The sequence below is a fragment of the Parafrankia sp. FMc2 genome, assembly GCF_041008525.1.
Lineage (GTDB): Bacteria > Actinomycetota > Actinomycetes > Frankiales > Frankiaceae > Parafrankia.
In genome coordinates, this window is sequence record NZ_JBFLUG010000060.1 from 23,730 (window position 1) to 46,282 (window position 22,553).

Below are 22,553 nucleotides of genomic sequence, written 5' to 3' on the forward strand. Positions count from 1 at the left end.
CGGCCGAGACGTCTCACCGAGAGGAAAGACCTTGACGCAGCATTACACGGTCGCGCTCGGTCGCGAGCGCGTCGTCCGCGAGACCGAGTACGCCGCCTGGGCGGGCCGGGCCGACAGCCCCGAGCACGCGCAGGAACTGGCCGGGCATGCCACCCTCGCCTGGGCGCCGGGTGGCCGCGAGGTCCACGAGGTGCCGGCCGACATCATCCCGCTGCATCGCGGGGGTGGCAGCCGTGGCTGACTCCTCGGTCCGCGCCGGCCGCCTCGTCGGGCTGCTGGGGCAGCGCCACCCGGACCGGGCCGCCGACCTGGACCCGCGGGGTATCCGCGCCGGCACCCCCACCGACCCGGTGGGGCAGGTCTACGGCGCTGCCGACGAGGACGACTACCGCTGCGCGCTGCGCGACCTGGGCATCCACGCGGACCCGGGCGTCTACGGGCTGGCGGCCCGCTACCCCACCGACAGTCCGGACGCCCTCGATGACGCCCTCGCCGGCGCCGTGGCGGACTACCTGGCCCGGGACTACCTGGAGGACCTGTGACCGAACTGGTCGGTGGGGAGCGCCCCCGCCTGCGCCTGTCCGACATCGAGCGCCGGCTGGTGGCCGGGGCCGCCACTGTCGACGACGTCATCGACCTGATCGCCGAGGTACGGCGGCTGCGCGGCGTCGAGGACCTGGTGGCCGGGATGCTGTTCGACTCCGTGGTCACCTACCAGGGGTCCACCACCTCGCCGCTGGACCTGCTGGAGAGGTACAACCCGCACCTGCGCGGCCGGCTGCGCGAGCTGCGCCAGGCCGCGGCCACCCTCGCCGCGGTCGAGGGGACGGTCGCGCGAGACCGCGCCGAGGCGGGGACCTTCGCCGCGCATGCCGAGGCCGCGCTGACCCTGGCGCGGGCCGGGCGCGGGACGGCGACGTCCCGACGCCGGTGCTGGCCCCGGCGGGCGGTCGGGCGATGACCGCGCCCCGCCCCGTGACGGCCGAGGACATGCCGGCCTGGCTGTCCCGGATCGCCGTGGTCGACACCGAGACCACCGGCACGGACGTGGAGAACGACCGGATCGTGCAGGGCGCGTGGGTGGAGCTGGGACCGAAGGGCCCGGTCAACACCTACACCTGCCTGATCAACCCCGGCGTCGAGATCCCGCAGGGCGCGATCGACGTCCACGGGATCACCAACGAGCGCGCCCGCGCCGAGGGTGTGGCGCCGGCCGGCGCCGTGCTCCAGCTCGCCGAGAACATCGAGGGCTTCCGGGACCAGGGCGGGGCGATCGTGGCGTTCAACGCCGTCTTCGACCTGCCGCTGATCGACCGGGAGTTGCGCCGCCACCACGGCCGTGGGCTGGAACTCACTGGCGTCCGGGTGGTCGACCCGATGGTGCTGGACCGGGCCTGCGACATCCACCGCAACCACGTCAAGGGCGGCAAGCGGCGCCTGGGCGAGTTGGCCCGGCACTACGACGCGAAGCAGGACGGGGCGCATGACGCCCTCGCGGACTGCATGACCACCGCCCGGGTGCTGTGGCGCATCCTCCAGCGCTACCGGCACCTGCGCGAGATGACCCTGGACCAGCTCGTGGCCTTCCAGACGCAGGCCGCTATCGCCTGGGCGATCAACACGGAGCAGTACCTGCGGCGCGGGGACCGACCCGACGCCGTGGTGGACGGCTCGTGGCCCTACTTCCCACCACCGAAGGACGCAGCATGACCGCCCCCGCCGCCAGCATCTCGCCCGTCGAGCACATCAGGCTGGTCAACGCCCGCCACGACCTCGTCACCGCGGCCGACGCCTACACCCGGGCGCTGCGCCCGGAGGACCCCGCCCCGATCAACGACGCCGCCGACAGGCTGGCTACCGCCGCCCGGCGCCTGGTGGACCTGACCGACCAGGCGCCCGAGCGACTCAAGCCCGAAGGGTGGCCGCAGTGAACGCCGCGCGGTTCGGCCGGGGGGTCCGCGCCCGGCTCGCCGAGCGCAGCGCCAGGCGGCTGGAGACCATCGCCCTGCACGAAGCCGGGCACGTGGTGGCCGCGCGGATGCTCGGCGCCACCGACGTCACCGCCTCCGTGGACCGGGCCCGGGGTGGCTTCTCGTTCACGGTCACCTCCCCGTTCGACGAGGCCGTGGTGCTGCTGGCCGGCAGGGAGGCCGAGGTGGCACTGACCGGCGTCGATGCCGGCGGCTCCAGCTACGACCTCCGTCAGGCCCGGCGGGCACTGGGCTACCGGATCGTCCCGCTCGCCAGCGCGCGGTCCACCGCGGCCGAGCTGGTGCACGGCGCCCGGCTGGACATCGAGACCGAGGCTGCGCGCCTGCTGGACGCCGCGTACCTGGGACGGCGGTCCGCATGACCACCGCCACCCGTCCCCGGCCCGGCCGCTCCCGCGCGGGCGCTGACACCAGCAATCCGCTGCGCCCGAAGGCGCTCGGCTACTACCGGGACATCCGCATCCTCATGGGCAAGATCCAGTGGGGCGAGGACACCGCGCGCCCCGCCGTGGTCCGCGCCCGGATCTCCGCAGCCCCGAACGCCCCCGGCGTATCGGAGTCCGGGGTGGTCGAACTGAAGGACGGCATCTGGACCTGCACCCGCTGCCCGGGTGAAGACGCCTGCCCCTGCCGGCTATCCGTCCAGATGGTCACCGGGTGGTCCCACCTCGGCGGGGGGTCGGCCTGATGCGCCCCGGAGGCCGCTACGACCGCGTGTCCTACCGGGACTCCCGGCCCGGCCGGCACGCGACGCGGGCCGCGGCGCTGGCGGACGCCGTGGCTGAGGCCGCCGCCGAGCGCGCCTCGGAGGCCAGCCCGCCGGGCGTGCTGGACCTGTGCACCCGCCTCGGCGACGGGGGCTGCTTCGGGCGCGACCCGGACTTCCTGGACACGTGCGCTGCCGACGCGGCGGCGCAGTACGCGAACGCTTCGAGCGGAGAAACGCCATGACCAGTAGCGATCTCGCCGTCGCCGCCGTCCGGTTGGCGCCGGGCACCCCGCAGGCCGGCGCCACCGGCTACGACGTCCCGAAGGACGCCCTGGACCCGCGCCGCGCCACCCGCACCGCCCGCAACGAGGTCATCCGCGCGGCGCTGCGAGTCCTTGCGGCGAAGTGGGGTGACGAGACCGATCCGCACTTCGACGCCGAACAGCAGTACGCCGACGAGCTACTCGCGCTCGCCGCCCGCCAGCTTGTCGACGCCACGGACGCCCTGCCCGCCGACCAGCGGCCTGTTGGGTGGGCTCGGGTGTTCTGCGACACCTGCGGCCAGGTCATCACCCCGACGCCGGACGACATCGACGAGCCGAAGGTCCGGTGCTGCGCGGCGTGCAGCAGTGCCTTCCGGGCCACCTACACAGACGAGCCCCCGTTCTGATGGCCACGCCAACCCGCGCGAAGCGCACCTATCCCCGGAACGGCGGCGGTCCCGAGCACCACTGGATGCTCGCCGGCTCCAGCGGTGTCCTCACCTTCTGCGTCATCGAGTGCACGGACCCGACGCTCGCCCACGCCATCGTCGACGGCACCCCCTGGATGAGCTGGGGCATCGACGCGCACATCCCAGCCAACCGCTGCGCCGACGTCCGCCCCGGCCACTCCCACGGCGACATGGACGGCGGCTGCGGCCTCCTCGACGGCGTGCCGTGCTGCATCAGGAACACCTGGTCCAGCGACGGGCGGGAGCTTCTCGGCCGCTGGATCGCCGGTGGCCGCGACGACGAGCTGATCTGGGCCGAGCTGGAGCGGCGCTGGCCCGACCTGGTCACCGCGAACGCGAAGGACGAGGTGGCCTGATGGGCGGCCGACGTAACGAGGATCGCTACTACCGGGCGTTCTGGGAGCCAGAGCTGCTGCTGCCCTCGGCCACCACGATCATCGGCAACGTCTACGGCAGCGGCGGCCTGCCGTACTGGTACGGCCTGGAGGCCGGGCGGTACGCGGTCGCCCGGCACGACGAGATCGCCGAGCTGATCGCCCGCGGGGACGAGGCCCGAGCCATCGCGCTGATTGCCGGGGCGGCGGAGCGCATCAAGAACGAGTCCGCCAACCTGGGCAAGTTGTTCCACCGGGTGGCCGACGCGAAGATCCGCAACCGGGACCTTCCCCTCACCGAGGAGGAGGAAGAGGCCGTCGCCCCGTTCGAGGCGACGATGGACCGCTTCATCGACGAGATGCAGCCGACCTACCGCTGGACGGAGACCACCCTGTACAACCGCCGGCTGCTCTACGCCGGCACAGGGGACTGCTGCCTGGAGTTCGGGGTGCCCCTGCCAGTGGTGGTGCGCCGCAGGCTGGCGGGCACCTTCCCGCCCGGCGCCCTGCTGATCGGGGACTACAAGAGCGGCAACACCGTCCGCGACGAGGCCGGGGTGCAGGTGACGGCCTACGGCTCCTGCACGCACATGGGCCTGCGTGACGCCACCAACACCATCGTCGAGATGCCCCCGGTGGCCGGAGGGGCCGTCATCCACATCCGCCCGGACGGCTACCGCGTGCACGGGGTACTGATCACCCCGGCGATGCGTGCCGCGTGGGGCTACGCGCGGCACTGGTTCGAGGCGCAGCGGCACCTGGTGCCAGCGTCCATCGGCATGGGGGTGCGCGCGGGTGGGTTCCGCGTGGACGACTTCACCTCCATCGACATGCGGGTGCGTAACGCGCTGGCCCTGCGTGGGGTGTCCACGCTCGCCGAGCTGGAGGCATTTGGCCCGGAGAAGCTTCTGGGCATCAAGCACGCCGGACCCGCCGCGGTGAGGATCGCGCGGGAAATCCTGGCCATCGAGGGCCGGGAATGGCCAGAAGAGATCACGGAGAAGGAAGCAGAGAGGGGGGCTGCGTAATGGCGATCCTGGATCAGAAAATTCTGCGTATGCAGCAGCGGGGCGTGCTCGACGGTCAACTGCGCATTGGCACGTCCAAGCCCGGAAAGAACGGCGGCAAGCAGCCGGTCAAGCTCAAGACCTGGCGCATTACCTCCCCGTCCAAGCGGGCGGTCGAGGCCGCCGCGGAGAAGTTCGGCGGCGAGGTGGTCCGGTGGGATTCCGACCAGGGTCTCCAGTGGGAGGTGATTACTCCCCGGGAGGAGCTGTCCGTGGACTTCGGGGGCGTCAGTGGCGCGGTCGACCAGTGGATGACCCACTTCGAGCAGGGCATTCTGATGCGCCGCTGCACCGGCGGCCCCGACGCGGTCAACGAGGTCTCCGGCCGCCCGTGCGAGTGCCAGGCCAGTGACCGCAAGCTGTGCAAGCCCGAGACGCAGTTGCTGGTCCGATTCCTGGACATGCGGGGGATCGGATGGTGGCGGTTCACCTCGCGCGGCAAGTTCGTGGCCGCGGACTTCCCGGTCAAGGCCGCCTTCCTGCGCAACGCGGCGGCCGAGCTGCGCAAGCGCGCCGAGCAGGAGGGGCAGGGCGGGGACTGGTTCGTGCCCGCGCGGCTGGTGATCCGGGAGATGAAGCTGCCGCCCAAGACCCCGGGCGGACCGGGCCGACGGTTCCCGGTGGTGGACATCGACATGGACGTGTCGGTGCTCCAGATCATGGGCGGGGAGGGCGGCGGCACCCTCCAGCAGCTCGCCGCCGCGCGCCAGCAGGAGCGGCTCGCTCTCACCGCCGGCAGCGGCGCCGCGCCGGCCGCGTTGCCCGCGGGTGCCTCCGAAGCCTCGCCCGAGCAGCAGGACGCCCCGCTCCCGCCACGGCAAGTCACCCGCCCCGCGCAGCAGGCGCGGCAGGCGCCGAAGCCTCCGGAGGACCCCGCCGAGCGCGCCCAGCAGGCCGCGGAGTGGGCCAGGAACGAGAAGCGCACCCGCCAGCAGATCCTGGACTTCCTGGAGAAGAACAGGACCGACGCGGCGATGGACGAGTTCCTGCCGCCCGAGGGCGACGAGGCCGCCAGCACCCTGCGGGACTTCCTGGGCGACTGCCTCGACGAGCTGAGCGTGGGCGTGAAGGAGCGACCGGAGGGCTGGGACGAGGAGCTGGGCATGCCCGTCCCGGTGGACGTCGGGCTGTCGCCGGAGGACATCGAGCGGCTCACCGCGCAGGCACAGGGTGCGCCGTCATGACCGGCGACAACACGTCCGGCCCGGCGTGCGCGGACCACGCCGAGCTGTACGACCTGATCACAGACCTCGGCGACCAGGCGCCGGAGGTGGCGCTGACCCGGGCGCGGCACCTGTGCGACGGGTGCTCGCGGACGGCGGACTGCCACGCCGGTGCGGTGGACCGCGGGGAGCAGTGGGGGATGTGGGGCGGGGTGCTGATGTCCCCGCCCGTCGAGCCCACGCTGGACCAGCGCCTCGGCCTGCGCCCCGGGCTGGAGATCGGAGACCTGGTGGAGGTGCTGACCTCCCACGAGCTGTCCCGCAAGCCCGAGGTGCGTATCGCCGCGCTGGAGCGACTGAACGAGGAGCTGGAGGCCGACGCGCAGCGACCGGCCTACCTGCTGGACCAGTACCGCCCGACCGTCAGCCCGCACAGCATCGCCCGCCGACACCGGGGCGTGCCCGAGCGGGTGTGGCTGGCCGCGCGACGCGCCGGAGTGGGCACTCGGCGCATCACGGACGAGCGGGCGCCGGTGCCGTGACCGAGCCTGCGTGCTGGGCGCTGGGATGGGCCGCGGACGGGACCGTGCTCGCGCAGCCCGTCCCGGCCCCGCCGGACGCCCCCGAGCCCGTGCCCCTCGACGAGGCGCTGGGCGAGCTGTGTGACCACCTGGAGATGACGAGAGGGGATGCCGCGTGACCGGGCAGCGCTACACCGAGGCCGACCTGACCGGCCCGGACACCCCGCTGACCCTTCCCCTGGTGCCGAACGTCGCGGGCATCCTCGGCGTGGGGGAGAACGAGGCGTACCGGCGAGCCAAGGACGGCACCTTGCCCGTCCCGGCCTGGAAGATCGGCAATCGCTGGATGGTGCCCACGGCGCGGCTGCGCGAGCTGCTGGGCCTGACCCCCCCGCCACAGGCGGAGCGGCCGGCACTGGACGTCGCCGTGCTCGACGCCGTGCTGGGCGAGGCGATGGTGATCCTGCCGATGTCCGCGCTGCGCCGGGCGCTCGGCTTGGGGCAGCAGGAGGAGACCGGCCCGACCCAGGAGGAGGAAAGTGGTCCAGCCCCCGGGCCGGTGATCTTGCGCAACACTGCTTGAGGTGACCAGCCCACCCAAGAAGGGGCGGTTCCCCGGCGTCACGAGACGCTGCGGGTGCGCCGACCCCGACACCAGGAAGAAGTACGGACCCGCCTGTCCCAAGCTCGCCGCCAACCCCCGGCACGGCACCTGGCACTGGCGTGCCGAGCTGGGGGCGGGCATCGACCCGCAGACGGGAGAGTGGAAGGAGCGGCGCCGGCCCTCCGGGACCGCCGAGACCGCCACGAAGGCACGCGACGACCGCCAGAAGGCGATCGAGGAGTGCCGGGAGGCCGACGTCGCGCACGCGGAGAAGGTCGCCCGCGGCCCCGACCCCGAGGTACTGACCGTGCGCGAGGCGCTCGCCCACGCGATGCAGGCCAAGAAAGTCCAGGGAAAGGCGCACGGCACCCTGGTGCTGTACCAGGGGCACCTCGACAGCCACATCCTGCCCGACCTGGGCGACCTGCCCATTACCGCGCTGGACGCGCCGACGCTGCGGGCCTGTTACGCGGCAATTCCCAGCAAGAACGAGATCAGGCGCGCGGCGAAGAAACAGACCGTGAGCACCACCACGGTGCACGCGGTTCACCGCACCGTACGCGCGCTGCTGTCCGAGCTGGTGCGCGACGGGGTGATTCCGTACAACCCGGGGAAAGGCCTGGGCGTGGAAACACCTCGCCGCAAACGGCCCAAGACGTGGGACGCGAAAACCGCCGGGGCATTCCTGGACTACGTCGACCAGTGCGACGACGAGCTGCGGGCGCTGTGGTACCTGGCACTGGACGCGGGTTCACGCCGGTGTGAGTACTGCGGGTTCCGCTGGTCCTACATCGACCTGGAGACCGGCCATTTCGAGATCCCACAGGAGCCCGGTGCCACGCTGGTGGTGGTGAAAAGCAAACCCGAGCCGAGCCGCCCCAAGACCGAGGGCTCGGCGCGTGCCGGGGTGGTGAGCGAGGCCACCCGCGAGGCACTGAAACGCCACCGCCGCGTCCAGGTCGCGCAGCAGCTCACCGCGGGCGAGGTGTGGTCCAACCCGGAGGGCTACGTCTTCACCCGCGCGGACGGCTCGCCCTGGCACCCGGAGGCGGTCTCGCGCCGCTACCGGACGCTGGTGCGCCGGGCGAAGCTGCCCTACATCCCGCTGAAGAACCTGCGGCACTCCAGCGCCACGATCGGGCTGGACGCGGGCGTGGAGGACATGGAGGACGTCTCGCGGCGACTCGGGCACTCCTCCACCACCATCACCCGCATGTTCTACGTGGGGCACACGCCGGGCCGCGCCGCGGCGCAGTCGGAGGCGCGCTCCGCGGCAATTCCACGGCACGCCCCCCCACACCACCCCCCACACCACACGGCGGGTGACGACGGCGGGACCGTCTCCGCGATCAAGTGAGACGGTGTTTCCCCTGCTACGCAAGGGTTTCTTGCCTTGGTGCGGGAGGGGGGACTTGAACCCCCACGCCCTAGGGCGGCAGATCCTAAGTCTGCTGCGTCTGCCATTCCGCCACTCCCGCCTCGGTCCAGGTTAGCGATCCGGGGTCGCGACGCGGGACGTGGGGCGTGCGGTTCCGGTGGTCTCGTGGCGATCTCCGGGGGGCGGTGGTGCGGTGTGGGCCGAGCAGGAGCTGTGGTGTCGATGGCGGGTGCACGGGTGCTGCCGGGCCGGGTGTCGGGCGATAGGCCGCCGGGCGGACGTTTCGGGCGGCGATTGGTGGAAAAGACCTGGTTAAGCCCTTGGTGCTACGTCGTTCGGGTGGGGCGGCTCCGCTCGGGGAAAGCATGATCCTTAACTCGATCATGAACCGACCAGGTGTCGCCGACCCAACACGGCCGGAGTGCGTGAGTGTCGTCGACGCGACCGTCAGGCAACCCCGTTCGGGTGCAGGGTGTACCTGCGCCGGTGGGCGCCTGGATGCCTCTGGGGGAAAGATCGTAATGACCACCGCTGCAGATGCCACACCGAACGAGACCGAGCCGTTGGCTGGTGCGCCCGCCATCGAGGGCCGCTTGGGCGGCTCAGCGACAGCGGTGGGCGAGGGAGAGCGTGACCGGGCCCGCCGGCTGATCGACAACGGGCGCGCGACGATGGCCGTGATCAGTGCGGTGAGTGACACCGGCCTTCGGGTCGACGGGGGGACCGTCGCGGAGGTGCACCTGCTCGTGGACTGTCCCGGTGCGGAGCCCTATCCGGTGACCCGCCGCGCGGTGGTTCCCGAGACGGTGGTTCCCGAGAACGAGCGGCGCGCCGGGCGGGCGGGCTCGGTCCGCGGCGGCGTGCCGCGTCAGCTCCGCCGCCGGGTCCCGGTCCTCGTGGATCCCGCGCAGCCCGACAACGTGCTGCTGATGTGGGACCTGCGCGTCGCGAGCTGACAGCCGCCTGCGCGCGTCGCGCGCTGACAGCCGCCGCGGCTCCCGAAGCCGGTTCAGCTCGCGAGGCCGATGTCCTTCAGCAGTTTGGCGACGTGGCCGGTGGCGCGCACGTTGTACTGCGCCTTCTCGATGCTGCCGTTCTCGTCGATGACGAACGTCGAACGGATGACGCCCACGGTCTTCTTGCCGTACATGGTCTTCTCGCCGAACGCTCCGTACGCGGACAGCACGGCCCGGTCAGGGTCGGAGAGCAGTGGGAAGGTGAGGCCCTCGGCCTCGCGGAACTTCACCAGCTTGGCCGGCTTGTCCGGCGAGACCCCGAGGACGTCGATGCCGGCGTCGTTGAGCAGGGCGAGGTTGTCCCGGAAGTCGCAGGCCTGCTTCGTGCAGCCGGGGGTGGACGCCGCCGGGTAGAAGTACACGACGACCTTGCGGCCCCGGAAGGACGAGAGGGCGACGTCCTTGCCGTCGGCGTCGGGCAGGGTGAAGTCGGGCGCGGGGTCACCGGGGGAGAGCCGGGCGGCGCTGGCGGTCTCGGTCATGACCGAGAAGCTAGTCGCGGCCCGTGCGGGGCGGCAAACGCCCCGCCGTGATCCCCCGGTGACCCCGTTCGCAGCAGTCATGGACGTCTACGGGGATCGGTCCGATCAGCCCTTGCTCTTCGCCGCGGCGACGGCGGCCCGGAAACCGTCCGGGGTGAGCTGGTCCGGTGCGATCTGCTGCGCGTTGACGAAGACGCTCGGGGTCGACGTCACACCGCGTCGAGAGGCGTCCTCGTCGACCTTGGCGACGTAGCCGTCGTACGTCCCGTCGCGCACCGCGTTGACGAAGGCGGGTGAGGTCAGGCCGACGGAGGCACCCTTCTCGATCAGGGTGTCGGTCTCGTAGCCCCCGGTGTGCTCGGCCGGCTGGTCGGCGAACAGAGCGGCGTGGAACTGCCGGAACCTGCCCTCGTTGGCCGCTGCCGCGGCGGCGTTCGCGGCCCGCTCCGACTCGGGTCCGAGGAAGGACATCATGTGGTAGTTGACCTTGATGTCACCGGAGTCGACAAGGTCGTCGATGGTCGAGCCGGTCGTCTTCTCCAGCGATCCGCAGGCCGGGCACTGGAAGTCCTCGTACAGGTCGACGGTGACCGGTGCGGTCGGCTGCCCGACGACGATGGCGTTGTCCAGGCCGGTCGCAGACGCCGGCAGCACCACCGGCTTCGACTCCTCCCGGGAGTTCTGCACCGCGAAGCCGATCACGCCGACGAGGGCGAGGACGGCGGCCACGATCGACCCGATGACGATCTGACGGCGGCATCGCTCCCGGGCTGCCTCGGCGGCGCGTGCGGCCGCGGCCCGCTCGCGGCGGGCCGCGGCACTGACACCCGCCGAGCCGCGTCCACCCGTGGGGTTCCCGCCGCCTGCCGAGCCGCCGCCTTCCGAGCCGCCTCCGCCGGTGGGGCGATCGCCCGGACGGTCACCCGGTGGGCGGCTACCGCCGCTTGCTGACGGTGCCTGCCCGTGTGGTGCCTGATCCTGCCCTGTCCGGGTCCGCGCCGGCCGCCGCCGCGAGGCCGGTCTGCGCGGTGCCTGCGGCTGCGTCGTCTTCTTCGACTGTGGTGCCATCGGTGCTCCCGAGATAGTCGTCCTCGTCGTCGTCGAGGGACGGATGCGTTGGCCTGGTGAGGAGCTGGTCGACGGCGAGGAAGCCGGTCGGCCACCGCGCCAGTAGCGCGCTCGCGATCAGCAGCGCGCTGTCCCGCACGATCTCCTGGGTGTAGTGGGTCGGTGCCTCGGCCGTCAGATCGCCGCCGGTGGAGAAGCAGCCGCAGTCGATGCGCAGCCCGCGAGCGGCCGCCGAGATGATCGCGGCGGTGTAGACCGCGAACAGCAGGCCGGACACGATGGCGCCCAGCCGGACGGCGAGTCCGACGATGAGCAGGACGCCGAGGGCGATCTCGATGAACGGCACGGCATAGGCGACCGGGTCCACCAGCGACTCCGGCAGGATCCGGAACGCGCGCACCGAGCGCACCATGCCGTCCGGATCGTCGATCTTCAGCGCTCCGGCGACGAGCCAGACCAGGCCGAGGCCCACCCGCAGCACGGTGGACGTCAGCCGGGGCAGGACCCGCGCCGTCCATCCCCGCACGGAAGCTGTCTCAGAGATCATCCAGTTACCTCCCGGGTCGCTGCGGCCGTGCCTGCAGAACCCGCGGCACCCGCGGTGCCCGGGGTGGCTGTCGGGCCCGGGCTCGGGGTGGCGTCACGGTCGGATGTGCGGCTCGGGCTGACGGTGGCTGACTCGTCGGGCCCGAGCCGCTCGGCGGTCAGGACGGGGAGATCCGCCACGTAGTCGGCGACCTGCGTGCCGGCGAGGTAGAGCACCCGGGCACGGGCGTCGCGACCGAAGGCGATGACCTGGCTGCCATGGGCGACCAGAACGGACCCGTCGGCCTGCACCCTGGGCTCCTCCAGCGCCACGCCGATCGCCTCCGCCTGGGCCTTCACCTTCTCGAACGGCCCGCGGACGCCGATGAAGCTCTCGTCGAACTGGTTGAGCCAGCGGTCGAGCACGGGTGCGGTGTCCCGCTCCGGGTCGGTGCTGACGAACACCACCGAGACCTGGTCCCGCACGGACTGGTCGACTTCGTCCAGGGCGGCCGCGACGTCCGCCATGGTCGTCGGGCACACGTCCGGACACATCGTGTAGCCGAAGAAAAGCAGAGTGATCTTCCCTTGCGTTCGGGTGCGAAGGTCGAACGGGCGGTCCTCGGTGTCGGTCAGGCCGAGCGCGGGCTTCGCGAAGCGTTCGGTAGGGATAACGCCGTGTAGTCCATCGTTGGTTCCGTCGCCCGCGTCGACGATCGTCACCCCGGCCCCGCCGCCGCCGCTGGAGCAGGCTCCGAGTGTCGCGCCGAGGGCGAGAACGGCGGCGAACGCCAGCCCCGCGCCGCGCCGTCGAGAGAGGCCGACCCTGCGGACCCGCCCGGCTCGGCCGGGTCCGCCGGCTCCGCTGACGTGGCCTGAGCTGCCGGTCTGGCCGGTCTGACCGGCCTGGCCGAGCGCGCTCCCCTCGGGCGGAGTGGTGGCGGGACGGGAGCGTCCGGTCGTGTGGTGGTGGTGGTGCGTGGCCGTCTGGCTGTGCCTGGGCACGGGGCTCCTAGGAATGAAGGGTGGTGCCCGGCACCTTCCCCGCGCGTGGGCCGGTCGCGTCGAACGCGCGCAGCATGGAACGGCGAGCTGCGCCGGGCGACAGGCGAACCGCGAACAGCGGAAGGAGCCGGCACCGGGGGCTGGGGCCGCCGGCATGGCCGGGGCCGCGGCCGGAATCGGGCCGGGTGGCACGGACTGCCCGCTCGGGCGGTCCGGGGACGCCGATCACGACGCGCCTGGACGGGCGGCGGCACGCGCGTCAGCGCGGCCGCCGCGGCGCTGTTACGCCGGGACCGGGGACCAGGCCGGCGGGCCGCGGGCCGCGATGGCAGCCCACGGCCGGTCGAGGACCCGTGGGCCGACCGATCGCGTGGCGCGTACGGTCGGCCTGATCACGCGGACCGGCGCGAGGGCGACGCGCAGGGTGGGAAGGCGCGATCCGATCGCCCGGCAGGTCGCGATCAGGACCGTGACACCGTGCCTGGTCCACCACACGACGAGAGCGGCGGCGACGGTGTGCGCCAGCAGTACAGCCGGGGTATGCCCGGGTCCGACCCCGGTGTGGTGACCGGCCGAGGCGAGGGCGGCGGCGGCCTGGGCCGGCCCGTCGGCACCCGTGCCGGAGCTGGGCGTACGCCCGGCGAGGGCCGCCGCGAGCAGGCCGGACGAGGAGTACCCGGCTGTGTCGGGACTCCCTGCTCCGCTGGCGGCGCACAGCAGTCCGTCGACGGGGGGACTACTGGTCCCCGATGTCGGGCCCGCCCCCGTCAGGAAGGCGCCGTGCAACGAGGCCTGGACGGCGAGCGTGCCGCCGAACGAGCAGAGCCCGCGCCCAGATCGCCTCGCCCCCCGTAGGCGACCGATCGGATCGTGCCGGTCGAACGAGTCGTGCCAGGCGAACGGTTCGAGTCGGGCGCGGAGGACCCGCCAGGCGATGCCTGCCGCTGTCAGCGCACAGGTGACCACCCAGGTGACAAGGAGGACCCGGCCGGGGGCCGGCGTGCCGGCCCTGGCCGTCGGCAGGTGAGCCAGCAGCGCGAGCGCGACGGCAGGCACCGCCGATCCCGCGGCGGCGGGGAGCATCTGCCAGGGGCCGCGCGCGGAGCGGAGAACCCTCGCCCCACGATGGCAGACCCGCACCTGACCAGCGTATGCCGCATCCGCGGCCTCTGATCAGCGCCGGTGGGCGGGAGACCGGCGGCACCGGTGCGGGGGAGTCCGATCGGGGCGGGCCGCCGCACCTCACACCCGATCGGTTCGGTGCCCCGGGCGCCACCGTGACCAGGGCAGCAGCGGTGGCGGAAGCCAGCGCGGGCGGGTCGGGCGCATGGGTCCGGTCGGTGCGGCGTGCCTGATGGCTGCGCCGGGGCGGGGCTGTTCTGGCACGATCGAGACGGGTCGTCAGCCCGGCCCCGTCTACCCCGCACGAGAACCGAGAGGGCGACATCGGTGCCGCAGGATCCGGCCGTCATCCAGCGTCAGATCGAACAGACCCGCGCCGAGCTGGCCGAAACCATCGACGCGATCACTGAGATCGTCAGCCCGAAGCGGGTGGCGGAGCGCGCAGGCGAGCAGCTCCGGTCGAAGGTCGCCGAGCTCCGTGCGCGGTTCGTCCCCGGCGGGTCCGCCGACGGGGCCGCGGGTGGTGTCCTCGGCGCCGGCAGCGCCATCCGGCACGCGATCGCCGCGGTGCCGTCGGGTGCCCACCGGGGGAGCGCCGGTGACGGCGCCGGCATCCCCGTGGCGGCGGACGGACGTCCCCCGCTTGGGCCGGTGGAGTACGGCGACGGCGCGACCGAGATCGTGCGCACAGTCCGGTGGGAGCGCGTCGCGCTGGTGGCCGGAGCGCTCGTGCTGGTGATGGGGGCGCGGCGCCGGCGGCGTCGGCGGCGGTGAGCGGTGGTGCGGCGCCGCTGGGCGTCCTCACCCTGATCCGGCACGGCGAGACCGCGTGGAGCCGCTCGGGCCGGCACACCGGGCGGACGGACATCCCGCTGACAGCCGACGGGGAGCGCCAGGCAGCGCAGCTGCGGGCGGTGCTGGCGAACCGGCGGTTCGTGCTGGTGGCAACGAGCCCGCGCCTGCGGGCGGCCCGCACCGCCGACCTGGCCGGCCTGGCCCCGGCGGACGCCGGCTCCGCTCCGGGCGCGGCGCAGCCGGCGGTCCTCGAACGAGAGGTGTGGCCGGATCTCGCCGAATGGGACTACGGCGACCTCGAAGGCGAGACCACCCCGGACATCCGCCGGCAGCGTCCCGGCTGGACGGTCTTCACCGGCGACGTGCCGGGTGGGGAGAGCGCCGAGCAGATCGGACGTCGCGCGGATCTCGTGCTCGGTCGTGTCCGGCCGCGGCTGGAACAGGGCGATGTCGTGCTGGTCGGGCACAGCCACATGTTCCGGGTGCTCATCGCGCGGTGGCTGGGGCTGCCGCCGACTGCCGGTGCTGGCTTCGTGGTGCTGCCGTCCGCGGTCTCCGAACTCGGGTACGAGCGGGAGACCCCGGTCCTGCACCGGCTCAACACCGGCCCGATCTGACCGTTGCCCGCCGGGCCGCCGCTTCCCCGCGCGGCGACCCGGTGCGTGATCAGAGGTCTCCGCGTGACCCGCTACGGCCCAGTGACCCGGTACGTCCCCGTCAGAGGTCGCCGCGACGGCGCATCATGGCCAGCGCGGTGACGCCGGGGATGATCGGCAGCCAGTAGCTGATCAGACGGAAGACCAGCACGGCCGCGACCATCGCCGCGCCGGTCGCGCCGGACGCGGTCAGGCCGATGACCAGCGCCGGCTCGAGGGCACCGACGTTGCCCGCGGTGGGCGCGGCGCCGGCCACGGCGGATCCGACCAGGTAGACAGCGGTGACCGACGCGATGCTGAGCCCGCCCTCGAACGCCCAGACAGCTCCGGCGAGTGCGGTGACCTGACAGATCTTCGTGGCGGCGGTGCTGCTCACGAGCACGATCGCGCGCCCCGGCGAGCGGGCCAGCACGCCGAGATGCTGACGGAAGACCCGCAGCGCCGGCCTGGCCCGGGCGCGGATGCGTGGATGCGCCACCGCGGAGCCGACCCCCACCCCGACCACGGCGAGCCCGGCGATGACCGGGCCGGTGCCGAGGCCGTTCACGGTCATCCGCACCGGCCGGGTGACGGCCTCGCCGATGCCCGACCCGCGCAGGGTCCCGGCGACGAGGGCGATTCCGGCCAGGTGGACGAGGAACGCCGCGCCCTTGATGGACGCGACCGCAGCCAGGGCGGCGGGCCGGGTCATCCCGCGCCGCTCCAGGAAGCGCAGATGGACGGCGATGGCCCCGAGGCCGGCGGGTACGACACGGTTCGCCGCGGCCGCGGCGAGCTGGGAGGCGGTGGCGAGGCCCAGGCCCATCCGCAGCCCGCTGGCCGCGCGCACGCTCACCCCGTGCGCCACGTAGAAGGTGCCGGAGGCAACAACGCAGACCACGAGCCAGGGCCAGCGCGGGGCCGGCACCGCCGACAGCGAGCCGACGACGTCCTCGCGGAAGCGGGTGGCCATGAGCCCGGCGACCACCGCGAGAACCCCCGCGGCGACGAGGATCCGCAGCCGCGTGCGCCGCAGCCGGAACAGCTTCGGGTCGCCGAGATCGACGGCAATGGCCGCCGCTCCGGTCGCGTCGACCCCCCCGAACACCGCCCGGATGGCCCCGGGCGCGCCCAGGGCGCCGGCTTCTCCTGGCTTGCCCGGCAGGCCCGGGCTGCAGGGAGCGCCCAGAACCGCCGGAACATCCAGCATTGCCGGCGAGAGCACGGAGGGAGCGGAGAGAGTGGAAGGAGCGGAGGGAGCAAGGACTGCGGGAGCGGCCAGGGCCGCCTGCGCGCCCGGGCGAACCGGGACGGCCGCAACCGGCTCGGCGCCGCTCGGGCTGTTGACCTGGGCGGACGCGTGGAAGGCTGCTCCCGGCCCGGTACGGCCGGTACGCTGACCGCCGCGACCAGACGCCTGACGATCCCCTGGCGCGGTATGCCCGCGCTCGCCGACGCGCCTGTGACGGGGCAGCGCGGGACCGGTGACCCGTGGAGCCGTCGCGGCGCTGTCGGCGTTCAACACAACCGGGATCTCGATGTCTACCCCCATTGTCCGGAAGCCTCGCCACTCACGCTATGACGCGTGCCTGAACGACGGCTGAATGTCGTTCGTGCCGGGACTGCCCGGCGAAAGTCACGGACGACGACGCTGGACGCCCCCTGCGGTCGGCGGCTCCGTCCCGCTGAAGGCAGTTCTGCGCCGCGACCGGGCGTCTCAAACTCACTGTGACGTGCCGGTCTGCTTGGAGGGAAGTACCCGGGAGATGACGGTTGGGTGGCCGTGGCAGAGCACCCGGGCGTCCGGTACTGACCCGTCCCGGAGCGGCTCGGCGCGCGGTTCGCTCAGCTGGGCGCCACACTCGTGGGGTGCCCGGACCCCCTGTCGGTGTGCCACCGCGGTTCGCGGTCGGCCAGCCATGTCCTGATCATGTCGCCGGCCCCTGCGGGGCGGAAAGCGACGGCACCGAGGTCGGACGTCCGGAGGGTGACGAGGTCGAGGTCGTCGAGACGGCTGCCGAACTCGGCGTACCGGGGCACTGCGCCCGCGAAGAGCAGGTCGACCTCAGGCCGGGCTCCGGGGTCGGTACCGGGGCGTTCCATCCCGCCGACGAAGTCGAGCGAGCGCACCTCGAACCCGGCGGCACGGCGCAGCAGCCGTTGCAGAACCTGCTCGACGCCCTCGCCGGCGGCCACCCGTTCGCCGAGCAGGAAGAACCACGGCTGCCCGCGGTGGTTGGCGACGACGATCCGGTCGCCGATGGTGAGAAGTACCCGGGCGTACAGCACCGGAGCGGTGGACGGTCCCCGACCGGCCGCGGCCGGGTCGCTGACGGTCGCGCTCACCGGAGGCTCCCGTCGGGGTCCCCGCCGTGCCCGCCACCGGTGCCCTCGTCCACGGCCTGGACGGCGAGGGCGTTGGCGCTCAGCCCGAGGACCTCGGCGGCGTCCTGGACGACCCGGCGCTCGTCCGGATCGAAGTACCCGTCGGCCCGCCCGACGACAGCGCCGAAGCGCAGCACCGCCCAGGATCGCACGGCGTCCCCGCGCACCTTGCCGATCTCGCGCATGGCGGCTCGCCGGCCGGCCACGAGGTCCGCGCGCAGGCGGGTGACATGCTGGTCGAACAGGCGTTCCAGATCGGCGCGCGGGTAGTCCGCCAGCACCGCCTCGCCGTGGATCGACGCGACCATCGCATCCCGCTCCTCGGGGTCGACGCGCCCGTCCGCCACCGCGACCAGGGCGCAGACAGCCACCGCGGCGTCGCGGAACGCTTCGCCGCGCAGGTCGTCGCGACGCGCGGTCAGCTGGGCGCGCAGGGTCCGGACCGACTGGCGCAGCGCCGTCCACCACGGTTCCGCGTCCGTGACGGCCAGCCCGTTCCAGGACGGCCAACGCTCGGACCACCAGGCCGTGGCGGCCCGGCCAACCTCGACCGGCCGGACGTCCGCCAGCGTGGTGCCCGACGTCCCCTCGTAGGGCCGGAGAAGGCGCAGCCCCGGCGGAAGAGCCGTGCCCGTGCGATGGCGCGCCGGGTCGAGGGCGACGGCGTAGAGCACGGTCAGCACATGCCGGTCGTGTGCCGGGCCGCCGGGCGGGGCCGATCCACCGCCGGAGCCGGAGTGACTGTGCTCGACACACCCCGCAAAGGCGAAGCCCCGACCGGCTTCCTGCGGGCGTGCTGACCGTGCGGTGCCCTGGCGGGGGGAACCGGGTGCTGACACGACACCGCGGGGCAGCGTGGCCCGCAGCAGGCGCCCCGCGGCGGCCAGGGAGGACTCGCCCGGGCGTGGGGGACCCCCCGGGAAACGGAGCGCGCCGTCGCCCGTGGAGTGGACCAGGAAGCCCCCGTCGAGCTCGACGAGCAGTGCGACGTCCATCAGAAACTGCGTCTGTGCCGGCATACCGTCCCCCGAATGTGACGCCCTGCGGTCACCTGGATGCTGGTATGTCGACATCATCTACTGCCCGGCGATAATTTCACCGCATTCTGGCTGCCTGGTGGCGCAGCGTCGGGCTGAGTGGTGTGATCGTTGTTCCGGGCACGGACGGCCGATCACGTGAACGTTCTCAGTAGGCCCGGCACCCGACGGCTGTCGACTCTGCGGATGGCAGCTCGAACCAGACCTGTTTGCCCACGCCGGCGGAGGGCGGGTCGTCCACCACACCCCAGCTCGTCGCGAGGGCACTGACGAGCTGCATGCCCCGGCCGGACTCGTCGTCGTCCTGCGCGGCCCGGAGCACAGGCCGCAGCGGGCTGCCGTCACTCACGGAGACGCGGATCAGATCGGACCCGCACTCGACGGTGAGCCGCAGCACCTCACGCGCACCGACGAACCGGACCGCGTTCGTGACGACCTCGCTGACCAGCAGTTTCGCGACCTCAGCGGCGTTGCCGCAGCCCCACGCCACGAGCAGGTCGGCAACCAGCGCACGGGCCCGCCCGGCCGCCCGTGGGTCAGCGGGCAGGTCGAAGCCTGCGGTCAGCGCTTCGGCCACACATCACCTTCCGGGCGGTCGTCCATCCTGGCCTGCCAGCGACGCCACGGTAGAGCCGGCGTCGCGTTCCTCCCACCTCGGGAGTGGCCTCAAACCTGCCTGACGTGGTCCGGCCACATCACGCGCACGAGCGACAGCCTGACCCCTGCGCAGCCAGGCGTGAAACAGGACTCGCCGTGGCCGGCTCGGGGTATCGACGCCGTCAGGGCCGGGCTCCGTCCAGGTCGGTCATGACCCTCCTCAGATCACGTCGATGCCGTCGAGCACCGAGTCCTTGCGTGCGAGCCAGGCCCGGGCGACCGCCTCGACCTCGGCACTCGTCGGCTGGTCCGATCCCGCGCCAGGGTGCTGGCCTCGCGGCATGCCCTCCGGACCTGGCTGCTGCGGCCCGCCGATGCCGACGTCAGCGCCGCCCGGGTCCGTGCCTGCTCCGCGATAGCCGTTCTGGCCGTTCTGGCCGCCGTGCCCGTTCTGGCCGCCGTACCCGTTCGCGCCGGCCTGGCCGTGGGGGCCGCCGTGGCCGTTCTGGCCAGGCCCTGTGGGGCCGGCAGGCCCGCCGAGGCGCGCGCGGCTGGCCGGGTCCCGCCCTGTCCCGGCCCATGAGTCGTCGACCGAGATGGGACGGCGTTGCTCGCCTGCCGGACTGGCCCACGGCGAGCCCTGCGGGCGGGGCTGCTCCGGCCCCGCGTGCCGGCCGCGTGGACGGCTCTGGTCGGCCGAGAGTCGCCCCGCCGCCGGGCGGCTGCCCCGGTCGGCGCCGCGGATGATCTCGGGGTGGCGCGGGGGCGGCGGGCCGGCGGCGGCCGCAGCCTGCCCGCGGGCGAGTTCCGCGGCCCGCGCGGCGGCGAGACTCAGCTCGACCGGGCCGGAGATCGACGGTGCCGGCCGGGATGTCGGCACCGACAACCGCTCCGCGTCCGCGGCCGGGATTGCCCGCCCGACGTCGGCAGGCGGCCGGGACGCAGCGGCGGGCGGCTCGAAGAGGCTCCCGCGTGGCGCGGCGTCCTGTGCCATCTGTGCCATCCCGGCAGCAGGAGGCTGTCCGTGTACCGGGCCCCGGTCGCCGGATCCGGTGGGGAACTGCCCCGTGGTGACTGGCCCGGTGGGCATCTGCCCGGCCCTGCCCTGCCCGGCCCTGCCCTGCCCGGTCGGGACCTGTCCGGTCGGGACCTGTCCGGTCTGGTACTGCCCGGTCGGGACCTGTCCGGTGGGGACCTGCCCGGTCTGGTACTGCCCGGTCGGGGCCTGCCCGGCGTGGAGGTGCCCGTTGGGGACCTGCGCAGTCGGGACAGGGCCGGTCGTGTGCTGCCGGGGTGCGAACTGTCCGCCAGGCACAGGTCCGGTCGGGATGTGCCCGGTCGGGACCGGCCCGGTGGGCACGGGGCCCGTCGGGTACTGCGCGTGGGGCGCGCCGGGCGGGCGCAGGCGCGGGGGCTGTTGCCCGTCCCAGCCAGGCTGACCGGACGACCCGGGTGGACCCGCGTAGGCGGGCTCGCCGGGATGGGCCGGCTGGGAGGGAAGGTTCGGCTGGGAGGGCTGCCGTGAGTCGCCGTGGCGCGGTGGCTGGCTCGGCCGGTCCCGGTAGTCGGGCTGGTGTGGCTGCTGCGGCGGGCTCGTCATGGGCCCGGCCGCGGGTCGGACGCCGGGCGGCGGCATGGCAGGCCGTGAGAAGCCAGGCGCAGGCGCAGGTCCGGTCAGGGGATTCTGCTGTTCGCGGGGGTCCCGGGGCAGGTCGCCGTGCTGCCCTGGCATGGCCCGGCCGCGGCCGGGGGGCCCGTCCAGGAACGGACTGGCGGTGGGCGGGTGCAGACCGGGCGGTGCGAGCCGACGACCTGGGTCCGGCTGCGCCGGCTGCGGTCGTGCGGGCGGGGGCTGATGGGTCGCCGGGTACTGCTGGCCTGCCAACGGCTGGGCGCCGGTCATGGTCCGGTCGGGCTGCTGCTCGGCGGCGGGCGTCTGGGCGGCGGGGGTCGTGTTCGCCCCTCGTGCTGCTGCCGCGCCCGGGCGGCGGATGCCCGCCAGCGGGTCGCCGAAGACAGGCCGGCGCGTCGGGCCGGTGGCCGGGCCGCGTGTCGTTCCGGCCGCACGCGGGACGTCGTTCACCCCCGCGGCGGGGGGAGCAGTGCCCGGCAGGCCGGTCGGGGCGTGCTCTCCCGGCGGCAGCTGGTGTGGCATCGACTGCGTGGTGCCGGGGTGCGACACCGTCGGGTAGGACCCGGTGTCGAACGGGGGAGACGGAGCGGACGCCTGCGGCGAGGGAACGCGGTCCGGCGCCCGGTGCTGGTCGACCGCGCGGCGGACGGCCTCCACCGGTGTTTCCCGGGTGTCGGTGACGCGGGCGGCCGTCGGATCCGGCAGGGCGCGGGGCGCGACGGCGTCCTCGGTGGCGGCCAGCTCCCCGGTGATGGCGACGATGGTGGCGCAGGGCCAGAGTCGGTCGCAACTCAGGCAGAGATCAAACTCGTTGGGCTGGTGGAGATCGATGAGAGTGACCAGCGAGTTGATGTGCTCGACGATCCGTGGTCCGGCCAGTACCGGCCCGTTCGCGATCATCTCGAGTTCCGAGCGCAACTGACCGTGGTACCGCTCGACGTCGACTACGCGCGGATCCTCCATCGAAGGCAGCATGCACCATTGCGGGCGGAAACGTGCGGGCGGCACCACCACAGCGTGTAACAGGTGACAAGGTCATCACGATCTGCGTACAAACGCGGTGCCGGTCGGCAGTGCAGTGTGCGGCGATCGCCACGCACTGCTCATATCGGGGTTCTCGGCGTTCTGTTTCCTCACCGGGAGCCTTCACTCAAAGTGCTGGCAGGTGGCCCGTATGGGTGGCGGACCCGGCAGTCGCGACGCTCATAAGAAGCGAATCTGGCCGGTCAGAGCTGTATCTGGGGGCGCTGCGGCCGTTGCGGGCCTTCATGCTGGAAGCGCATGGGCGGCCGATGGCCCGAAGGTGCCGGCTGTGCGGGTGTTCTGGCGGCCGATGGCAGGTGCTGTGCCCTGCCCGGGCCTGCTGCCCCCCGGCGCTCTGCGTTGGCTGGCGCCGGCAGGTCAGGTGCGGTCCGGGCGGACTTCGCCGTCCCGGCGGACCTGGCGCATCAGGCCCTCCTGGAGGCGGGCGAACTCCTCGATGTAGGGGCTCTCGACGCCGCCGGCGACACCGGCCTCCTTGCCGTTCTGCGAGCGGTCGAAGACCGGCTCGAAGCCGGCGAACTGACCGCCGCCCTGACCTGGCAGTCGCTCGTTCGGAGCGTCGAAAGCCGGGTAGTGCGAGCCTCCGGCCGGCGGGGGCGGCGGGCAGGTCGACGGTTTCTTACCACTCTCACTCTCTTACCGCGCCTGACCGAGGATTACGTATTGAAT

The 22,553-nt window shown here is 73.3% G+C and carries 29 protein-coding genes, 1 tRNA gene and 1 pseudogene; 19 read left to right on the forward strand and 12 right to left on the reverse strand.

Annotation, left to right across the window (positions count from 1 at the left end):
- The first annotated feature begins 31 nt into the window (after positions 1-31).
- Genes AB1460_RS20600 through AB1460_RS20675 form a run of 16 tightly spaced genes read left to right on the forward strand, consistent with a single transcriptional unit; the run spans position 32 to position 8,519 of the window.
- Positions 32-241, forward strand: a complete 210-nt coding sequence (locus tag AB1460_RS20600) for a hypothetical protein (protein WP_368963379.1) — start codon at positions 32-34, stop codon at positions 239-241.
- A complete protein-coding gene (locus AB1460_RS20605; RefSeq protein ID WP_368963380.1) occupies positions 234-542 on the forward strand; it encodes a hypothetical protein in 309 nt (102 codons plus the stop codon). The genes AB1460_RS20600 and AB1460_RS20605 overlap by 8 nt, the downstream gene beginning before the upstream one ends.
- Entirely contained in the window at positions 539-961 is a 423-nt protein-coding gene (locus AB1460_RS20610; RefSeq protein ID WP_368963381.1) for a hypothetical protein, read from the forward strand. Before AB1460_RS20605 ends, AB1460_RS20610 begins: the two co-directional genes overlap by 4 nt.
- Positions 958-1,710 (forward strand): exonuclease domain-containing protein, encoded by a 753-nt coding sequence (locus tag AB1460_RS20615; RefSeq protein WP_368963383.1) that lies wholly within the window; start codon positions 958-960, stop codon positions 1,708-1,710. Before AB1460_RS20610 ends, AB1460_RS20615 begins: the two co-directional genes overlap by 4 nt.
- The gene (locus AB1460_RS20620) at positions 1,707-1,931 is read left to right on the forward strand and encodes a hypothetical protein (protein WP_368963385.1); all 225 of its coding nucleotides are present in this window, start codon (positions 1,707-1,709) and stop codon (positions 1,929-1,931) included. Before AB1460_RS20615 ends, AB1460_RS20620 begins: the two co-directional genes overlap by 4 nt.
- The gene (locus tag AB1460_RS20625; protein WP_368963386.1) at positions 1,928-2,353 is read left to right on the forward strand and encodes a hypothetical protein; all 426 of its coding nucleotides are present in this window, start codon (positions 1,928-1,930) and stop codon (positions 2,351-2,353) included. Before AB1460_RS20620 ends, AB1460_RS20625 begins: the two co-directional genes overlap by 4 nt.
- Positions 2,350-2,679 carry a hypothetical protein gene (locus AB1460_RS20630; protein ID WP_368963387.1) on the forward strand — a complete coding sequence of 110 codons (330 nt, stop codon included), beginning with the start codon at positions 2,350-2,352 and terminating at the stop codon, positions 2,677-2,679. The genes AB1460_RS20625 and AB1460_RS20630 overlap by 4 nt, the downstream gene beginning before the upstream one ends.
- Entirely contained in the window at positions 2,679-2,942 is a 264-nt protein-coding gene (locus tag AB1460_RS20635) for a hypothetical protein (RefSeq protein ID WP_368963389.1), read from the forward strand. The genes AB1460_RS20630 and AB1460_RS20635 overlap by 1 nt, the downstream gene beginning before the upstream one ends.
- Positions 2,939-3,370, forward strand: coding sequence for a hypothetical protein (locus tag AB1460_RS20640; RefSeq protein WP_368963390.1), 432 nt, complete (start codon positions 2,939-2,941; stop codon positions 3,368-3,370). The genes AB1460_RS20635 and AB1460_RS20640 overlap by 4 nt, the downstream gene beginning before the upstream one ends.
- A complete protein-coding gene (locus tag AB1460_RS20645) occupies positions 3,370-3,789 on the forward strand; it encodes a hypothetical protein (protein WP_368963391.1) in 420 nt (139 codons plus the stop codon). Before AB1460_RS20640 ends, AB1460_RS20645 begins: the two co-directional genes overlap by 1 nt.
- Positions 3,789-4,835, forward strand: a complete 1,047-nt coding sequence (locus tag AB1460_RS20650; protein ID WP_368963393.1) for a hypothetical protein — start codon at positions 3,789-3,791, stop codon at positions 4,833-4,835. Before AB1460_RS20645 ends, AB1460_RS20650 begins: the two co-directional genes overlap by 1 nt.
- Positions 4,835-6,058: a hypothetical protein gene (locus tag AB1460_RS20655; protein ID WP_368963395.1), complete on the forward strand. Its 1,224-nt coding sequence runs from the start codon at positions 4,835-4,837 to the stop codon at positions 6,056-6,058. The genes AB1460_RS20650 and AB1460_RS20655 overlap by 1 nt, the downstream gene beginning before the upstream one ends.
- On the forward strand, positions 6,055-6,579 hold the full coding sequence (locus AB1460_RS20660) for a WhiB family transcriptional regulator (RefSeq protein ID WP_368963397.1): 525 nt from the start codon (positions 6,055-6,057) through the stop codon (positions 6,577-6,579). Before AB1460_RS20655 ends, AB1460_RS20660 begins: the two co-directional genes overlap by 4 nt.
- Positions 6,576-6,737, forward strand: coding sequence for a hypothetical protein (locus tag AB1460_RS20665; protein WP_368963398.1), 162 nt, complete (start codon positions 6,576-6,578; stop codon positions 6,735-6,737). Before AB1460_RS20660 ends, AB1460_RS20665 begins: the two co-directional genes overlap by 4 nt.
- Positions 6,734-7,141 carry a helix-turn-helix domain-containing protein gene (locus tag AB1460_RS20670; RefSeq protein ID WP_368963400.1) on the forward strand — a complete coding sequence of 136 codons (408 nt, stop codon included), beginning with the start codon at positions 6,734-6,736 and terminating at the stop codon, positions 7,139-7,141. Before AB1460_RS20665 ends, AB1460_RS20670 begins: the two co-directional genes overlap by 4 nt.
- Before the next feature lies 1 nt (position 7,142).
- A complete protein-coding gene (locus AB1460_RS20675) occupies positions 7,143-8,519 on the forward strand; it encodes a site-specific integrase (protein WP_368963402.1) in 1,377 nt (458 codons plus the stop codon).
- Positions 8,520-8,556: 37 nt separating this feature from the next.
- Here AB1460_RS20675 and AB1460_RS20680 read toward each other — a convergent pair.
- A tRNA-Leu gene (locus AB1460_RS20680) sits at positions 8,557-8,640 on the reverse strand.
- 421 nt (positions 8,641-9,061) lie between these two features.
- Between AB1460_RS20680 and AB1460_RS20685 the strand changes: the two genes are divergently transcribed.
- Positions 9,062-9,496 (forward strand): hypothetical protein, encoded by a 435-nt coding sequence (locus AB1460_RS20685; RefSeq protein ID WP_368963403.1) that lies wholly within the window; start codon positions 9,062-9,064, stop codon positions 9,494-9,496.
- Positions 9,497-9,549: 53 nt separating this feature from the next.
- Here AB1460_RS20685 and bcp read toward each other — a convergent pair whose 3' ends face one another.
- The 5 genes from bcp to AB1460_RS20710 form a co-directional block, all read right to left on the reverse strand.
- Positions 9,550-10,038, reverse strand: a complete 489-nt coding sequence (bcp, locus tag AB1460_RS20690; protein ID WP_368963405.1) for a thioredoxin-dependent thiol peroxidase — start codon at positions 10,036-10,038, stop codon at positions 9,550-9,552.
- A 105-nt stretch (positions 10,039-10,143) separates the two neighbouring features.
- Positions 10,144-10,767, reverse strand: a complete 624-nt coding sequence (locus tag AB1460_RS20695; RefSeq protein ID WP_368963407.1) for a DsbA family protein — start codon at positions 10,765-10,767, stop codon at positions 10,144-10,146.
- Between the two features lie 205 nt (positions 10,768-10,972).
- Positions 10,973-11,653 (reverse strand): MauE/DoxX family redox-associated membrane protein, encoded by a 681-nt coding sequence (locus AB1460_RS20700; protein WP_368963408.1) that lies wholly within the window; start codon positions 11,651-11,653, stop codon positions 10,973-10,975.
- Positions 11,650-12,636: an SCO family protein gene (locus AB1460_RS20705; protein ID WP_368963409.1), complete on the reverse strand. Its 987-nt coding sequence runs from the start codon at positions 12,634-12,636 to the stop codon at positions 11,650-11,652. Before AB1460_RS20705 ends, AB1460_RS20700 begins: the two co-directional genes overlap by 4 nt.
- A 282-nt stretch (positions 12,637-12,918) precedes the next feature.
- Entirely contained in the window at positions 12,919-13,692 is a 774-nt protein-coding gene (locus tag AB1460_RS20710; protein ID WP_368963410.1) for a hypothetical protein, read from the reverse strand.
- Between the two features lie 393 nt (positions 13,693-14,085).
- Between AB1460_RS20710 and AB1460_RS20715 the strand changes: the two genes are divergently transcribed.
- Entirely contained in the window at positions 14,086-14,532 is a 447-nt protein-coding gene (locus AB1460_RS20715) for a DUF3618 domain-containing protein (RefSeq protein WP_368963411.1), read from the forward strand.
- Complete coding sequence (locus AB1460_RS20720; protein ID WP_368963412.1) at positions 14,529-15,170, forward strand: histidine phosphatase family protein; 642 nt, start codon at positions 14,529-14,531, stop codon at positions 15,168-15,170. The genes AB1460_RS20715 and AB1460_RS20720 overlap by 4 nt, the downstream gene beginning before the upstream one ends.
- A gap of 100 nt (positions 15,171-15,270) precedes the next feature.
- On the opposite strand, the gene AB1460_RS20725 is transcribed toward AB1460_RS20720, so the two are convergent.
- The 6 genes and pseudogenes from AB1460_RS20725 to AB1460_RS20750 form a co-directional block, all read right to left on the reverse strand.
- The gene (locus AB1460_RS20725; RefSeq protein WP_368963414.1) at positions 15,271-16,398 is read right to left on the reverse strand and encodes a lysylphosphatidylglycerol synthase transmembrane domain-containing protein; all 1,128 of its coding nucleotides are present in this window, start codon (positions 16,396-16,398) and stop codon (positions 15,271-15,273) included.
- Positions 16,399-17,033: 635 nt separating this feature from the next.
- Positions 17,034-17,534, reverse strand: a complete 501-nt coding sequence (locus AB1460_RS20730; RefSeq protein ID WP_368963415.1) for an NUDIX hydrolase — start codon at positions 17,532-17,534, stop codon at positions 17,034-17,036.
- A complete protein-coding gene (locus AB1460_RS20735; protein ID WP_368963416.1) occupies positions 17,531-18,568 on the reverse strand; it encodes a tellurite resistance TerB family protein in 1,038 nt (345 codons plus the stop codon). The genes AB1460_RS20730 and AB1460_RS20735 overlap by 4 nt, the downstream gene beginning before the upstream one ends.
- Positions 18,569-18,758: 190 nt before the next feature.
- On the reverse strand, positions 18,759-19,187 hold the full coding sequence (locus AB1460_RS20740; protein WP_018639744.1) for an ATP-binding protein: 429 nt from the start codon (positions 19,185-19,187) through the stop codon (positions 18,759-18,761).
- Positions 19,188-19,427: 240 nt separating this feature from the next.
- Positions 19,428-21,803 carry a hypothetical protein gene (locus AB1460_RS20745; RefSeq protein ID WP_368963418.1) on the reverse strand — a complete coding sequence of 792 codons (2,376 nt, stop codon included), beginning with the start codon at positions 21,801-21,803 and terminating at the stop codon, positions 19,428-19,430.
- A gap of 438 nt (positions 21,804-22,241) precedes the next feature.
- A pseudogene (locus AB1460_RS20750) lies at positions 22,242-22,493 on the reverse strand (hypothetical protein); the annotation flags it as partial.
- Between the last annotated feature and the right edge of the window lie 60 nt (positions 22,494-22,553).

Coding starts and splice junctions, on each gene's coding strand:
- AB1460_RS20615 (WP_368963383.1), top strand. CDS start 958: ATGACCGCGCCCCGCCCCGTGACGGCCGAGGACATGCCGGCCTGGCTG.
- AB1460_RS20620 (WP_368963385.1), top strand. CDS start 1,707: ATGACCGCCCCCGCCGCCAGCATCTCGCCCGTCGAGCACATCAGGCTG.
- AB1460_RS20630 (WP_368963387.1), top strand. CDS start 2,350: ATGACCACCGCCACCCGTCCCCGGCCCGGCCGCTCCCGCGCGGGCGCT.
- AB1460_RS20635 (WP_368963389.1), top strand. CDS start 2,679: ATGCGCCCCGGAGGCCGCTACGACCGCGTGTCCTACCGGGACTCCCGG.
- AB1460_RS20640 (WP_368963390.1), top strand. CDS start 2,939: ATGACCAGTAGCGATCTCGCCGTCGCCGCCGTCCGGTTGGCGCCGGGC.
- AB1460_RS20645 (WP_368963391.1), top strand. CDS start 3,370: ATGGCCACGCCAACCCGCGCGAAGCGCACCTATCCCCGGAACGGCGGC.
- AB1460_RS20650 (WP_368963393.1), top strand. CDS start 3,789: ATGGGCGGCCGACGTAACGAGGATCGCTACTACCGGGCGTTCTGGGAG.
- AB1460_RS20655 (WP_368963395.1), top strand. CDS start 4,835: ATGGCGATCCTGGATCAGAAAATTCTGCGTATGCAGCAGCGGGGCGTG.
- AB1460_RS20660 (WP_368963397.1), top strand. CDS start 6,055: ATGACCGGCGACAACACGTCCGGCCCGGCGTGCGCGGACCACGCCGAG.
- AB1460_RS20685 (WP_368963403.1), top strand. CDS start 9,062: ATGACCACCGCTGCAGATGCCACACCGAACGAGACCGAGCCGTTGGCT.
- bcp (WP_368963405.1), bottom strand. CDS start 10,038: ATGACCGAGACCGCCAGCGCCGCCCGGCTCTCCCCCGGTGACCCCGCG.
- AB1460_RS20700 (WP_368963408.1), bottom strand. CDS start 11,653: ATGATCTCTGAGACAGCTTCCGTGCGGGGATGGACGGCGCGGGTCCTG.
- AB1460_RS20725 (WP_368963414.1), bottom strand. CDS start 16,398: ATGCTGGATGTTCCGGCGGTTCTGGGCGCTCCCTGCAGCCCGGGCCTG.
- AB1460_RS20735 (WP_368963416.1), bottom strand. CDS start 18,568: ATGGACGTCGCACTGCTCGTCGAGCTCGACGGGGGCTTCCTGGTCCAC.
- AB1460_RS20745 (WP_368963418.1), bottom strand. CDS start 21,803: ATGGAGGATCCGCGCGTAGTCGACGTCGAGCGGTACCACGGTCAGTTG.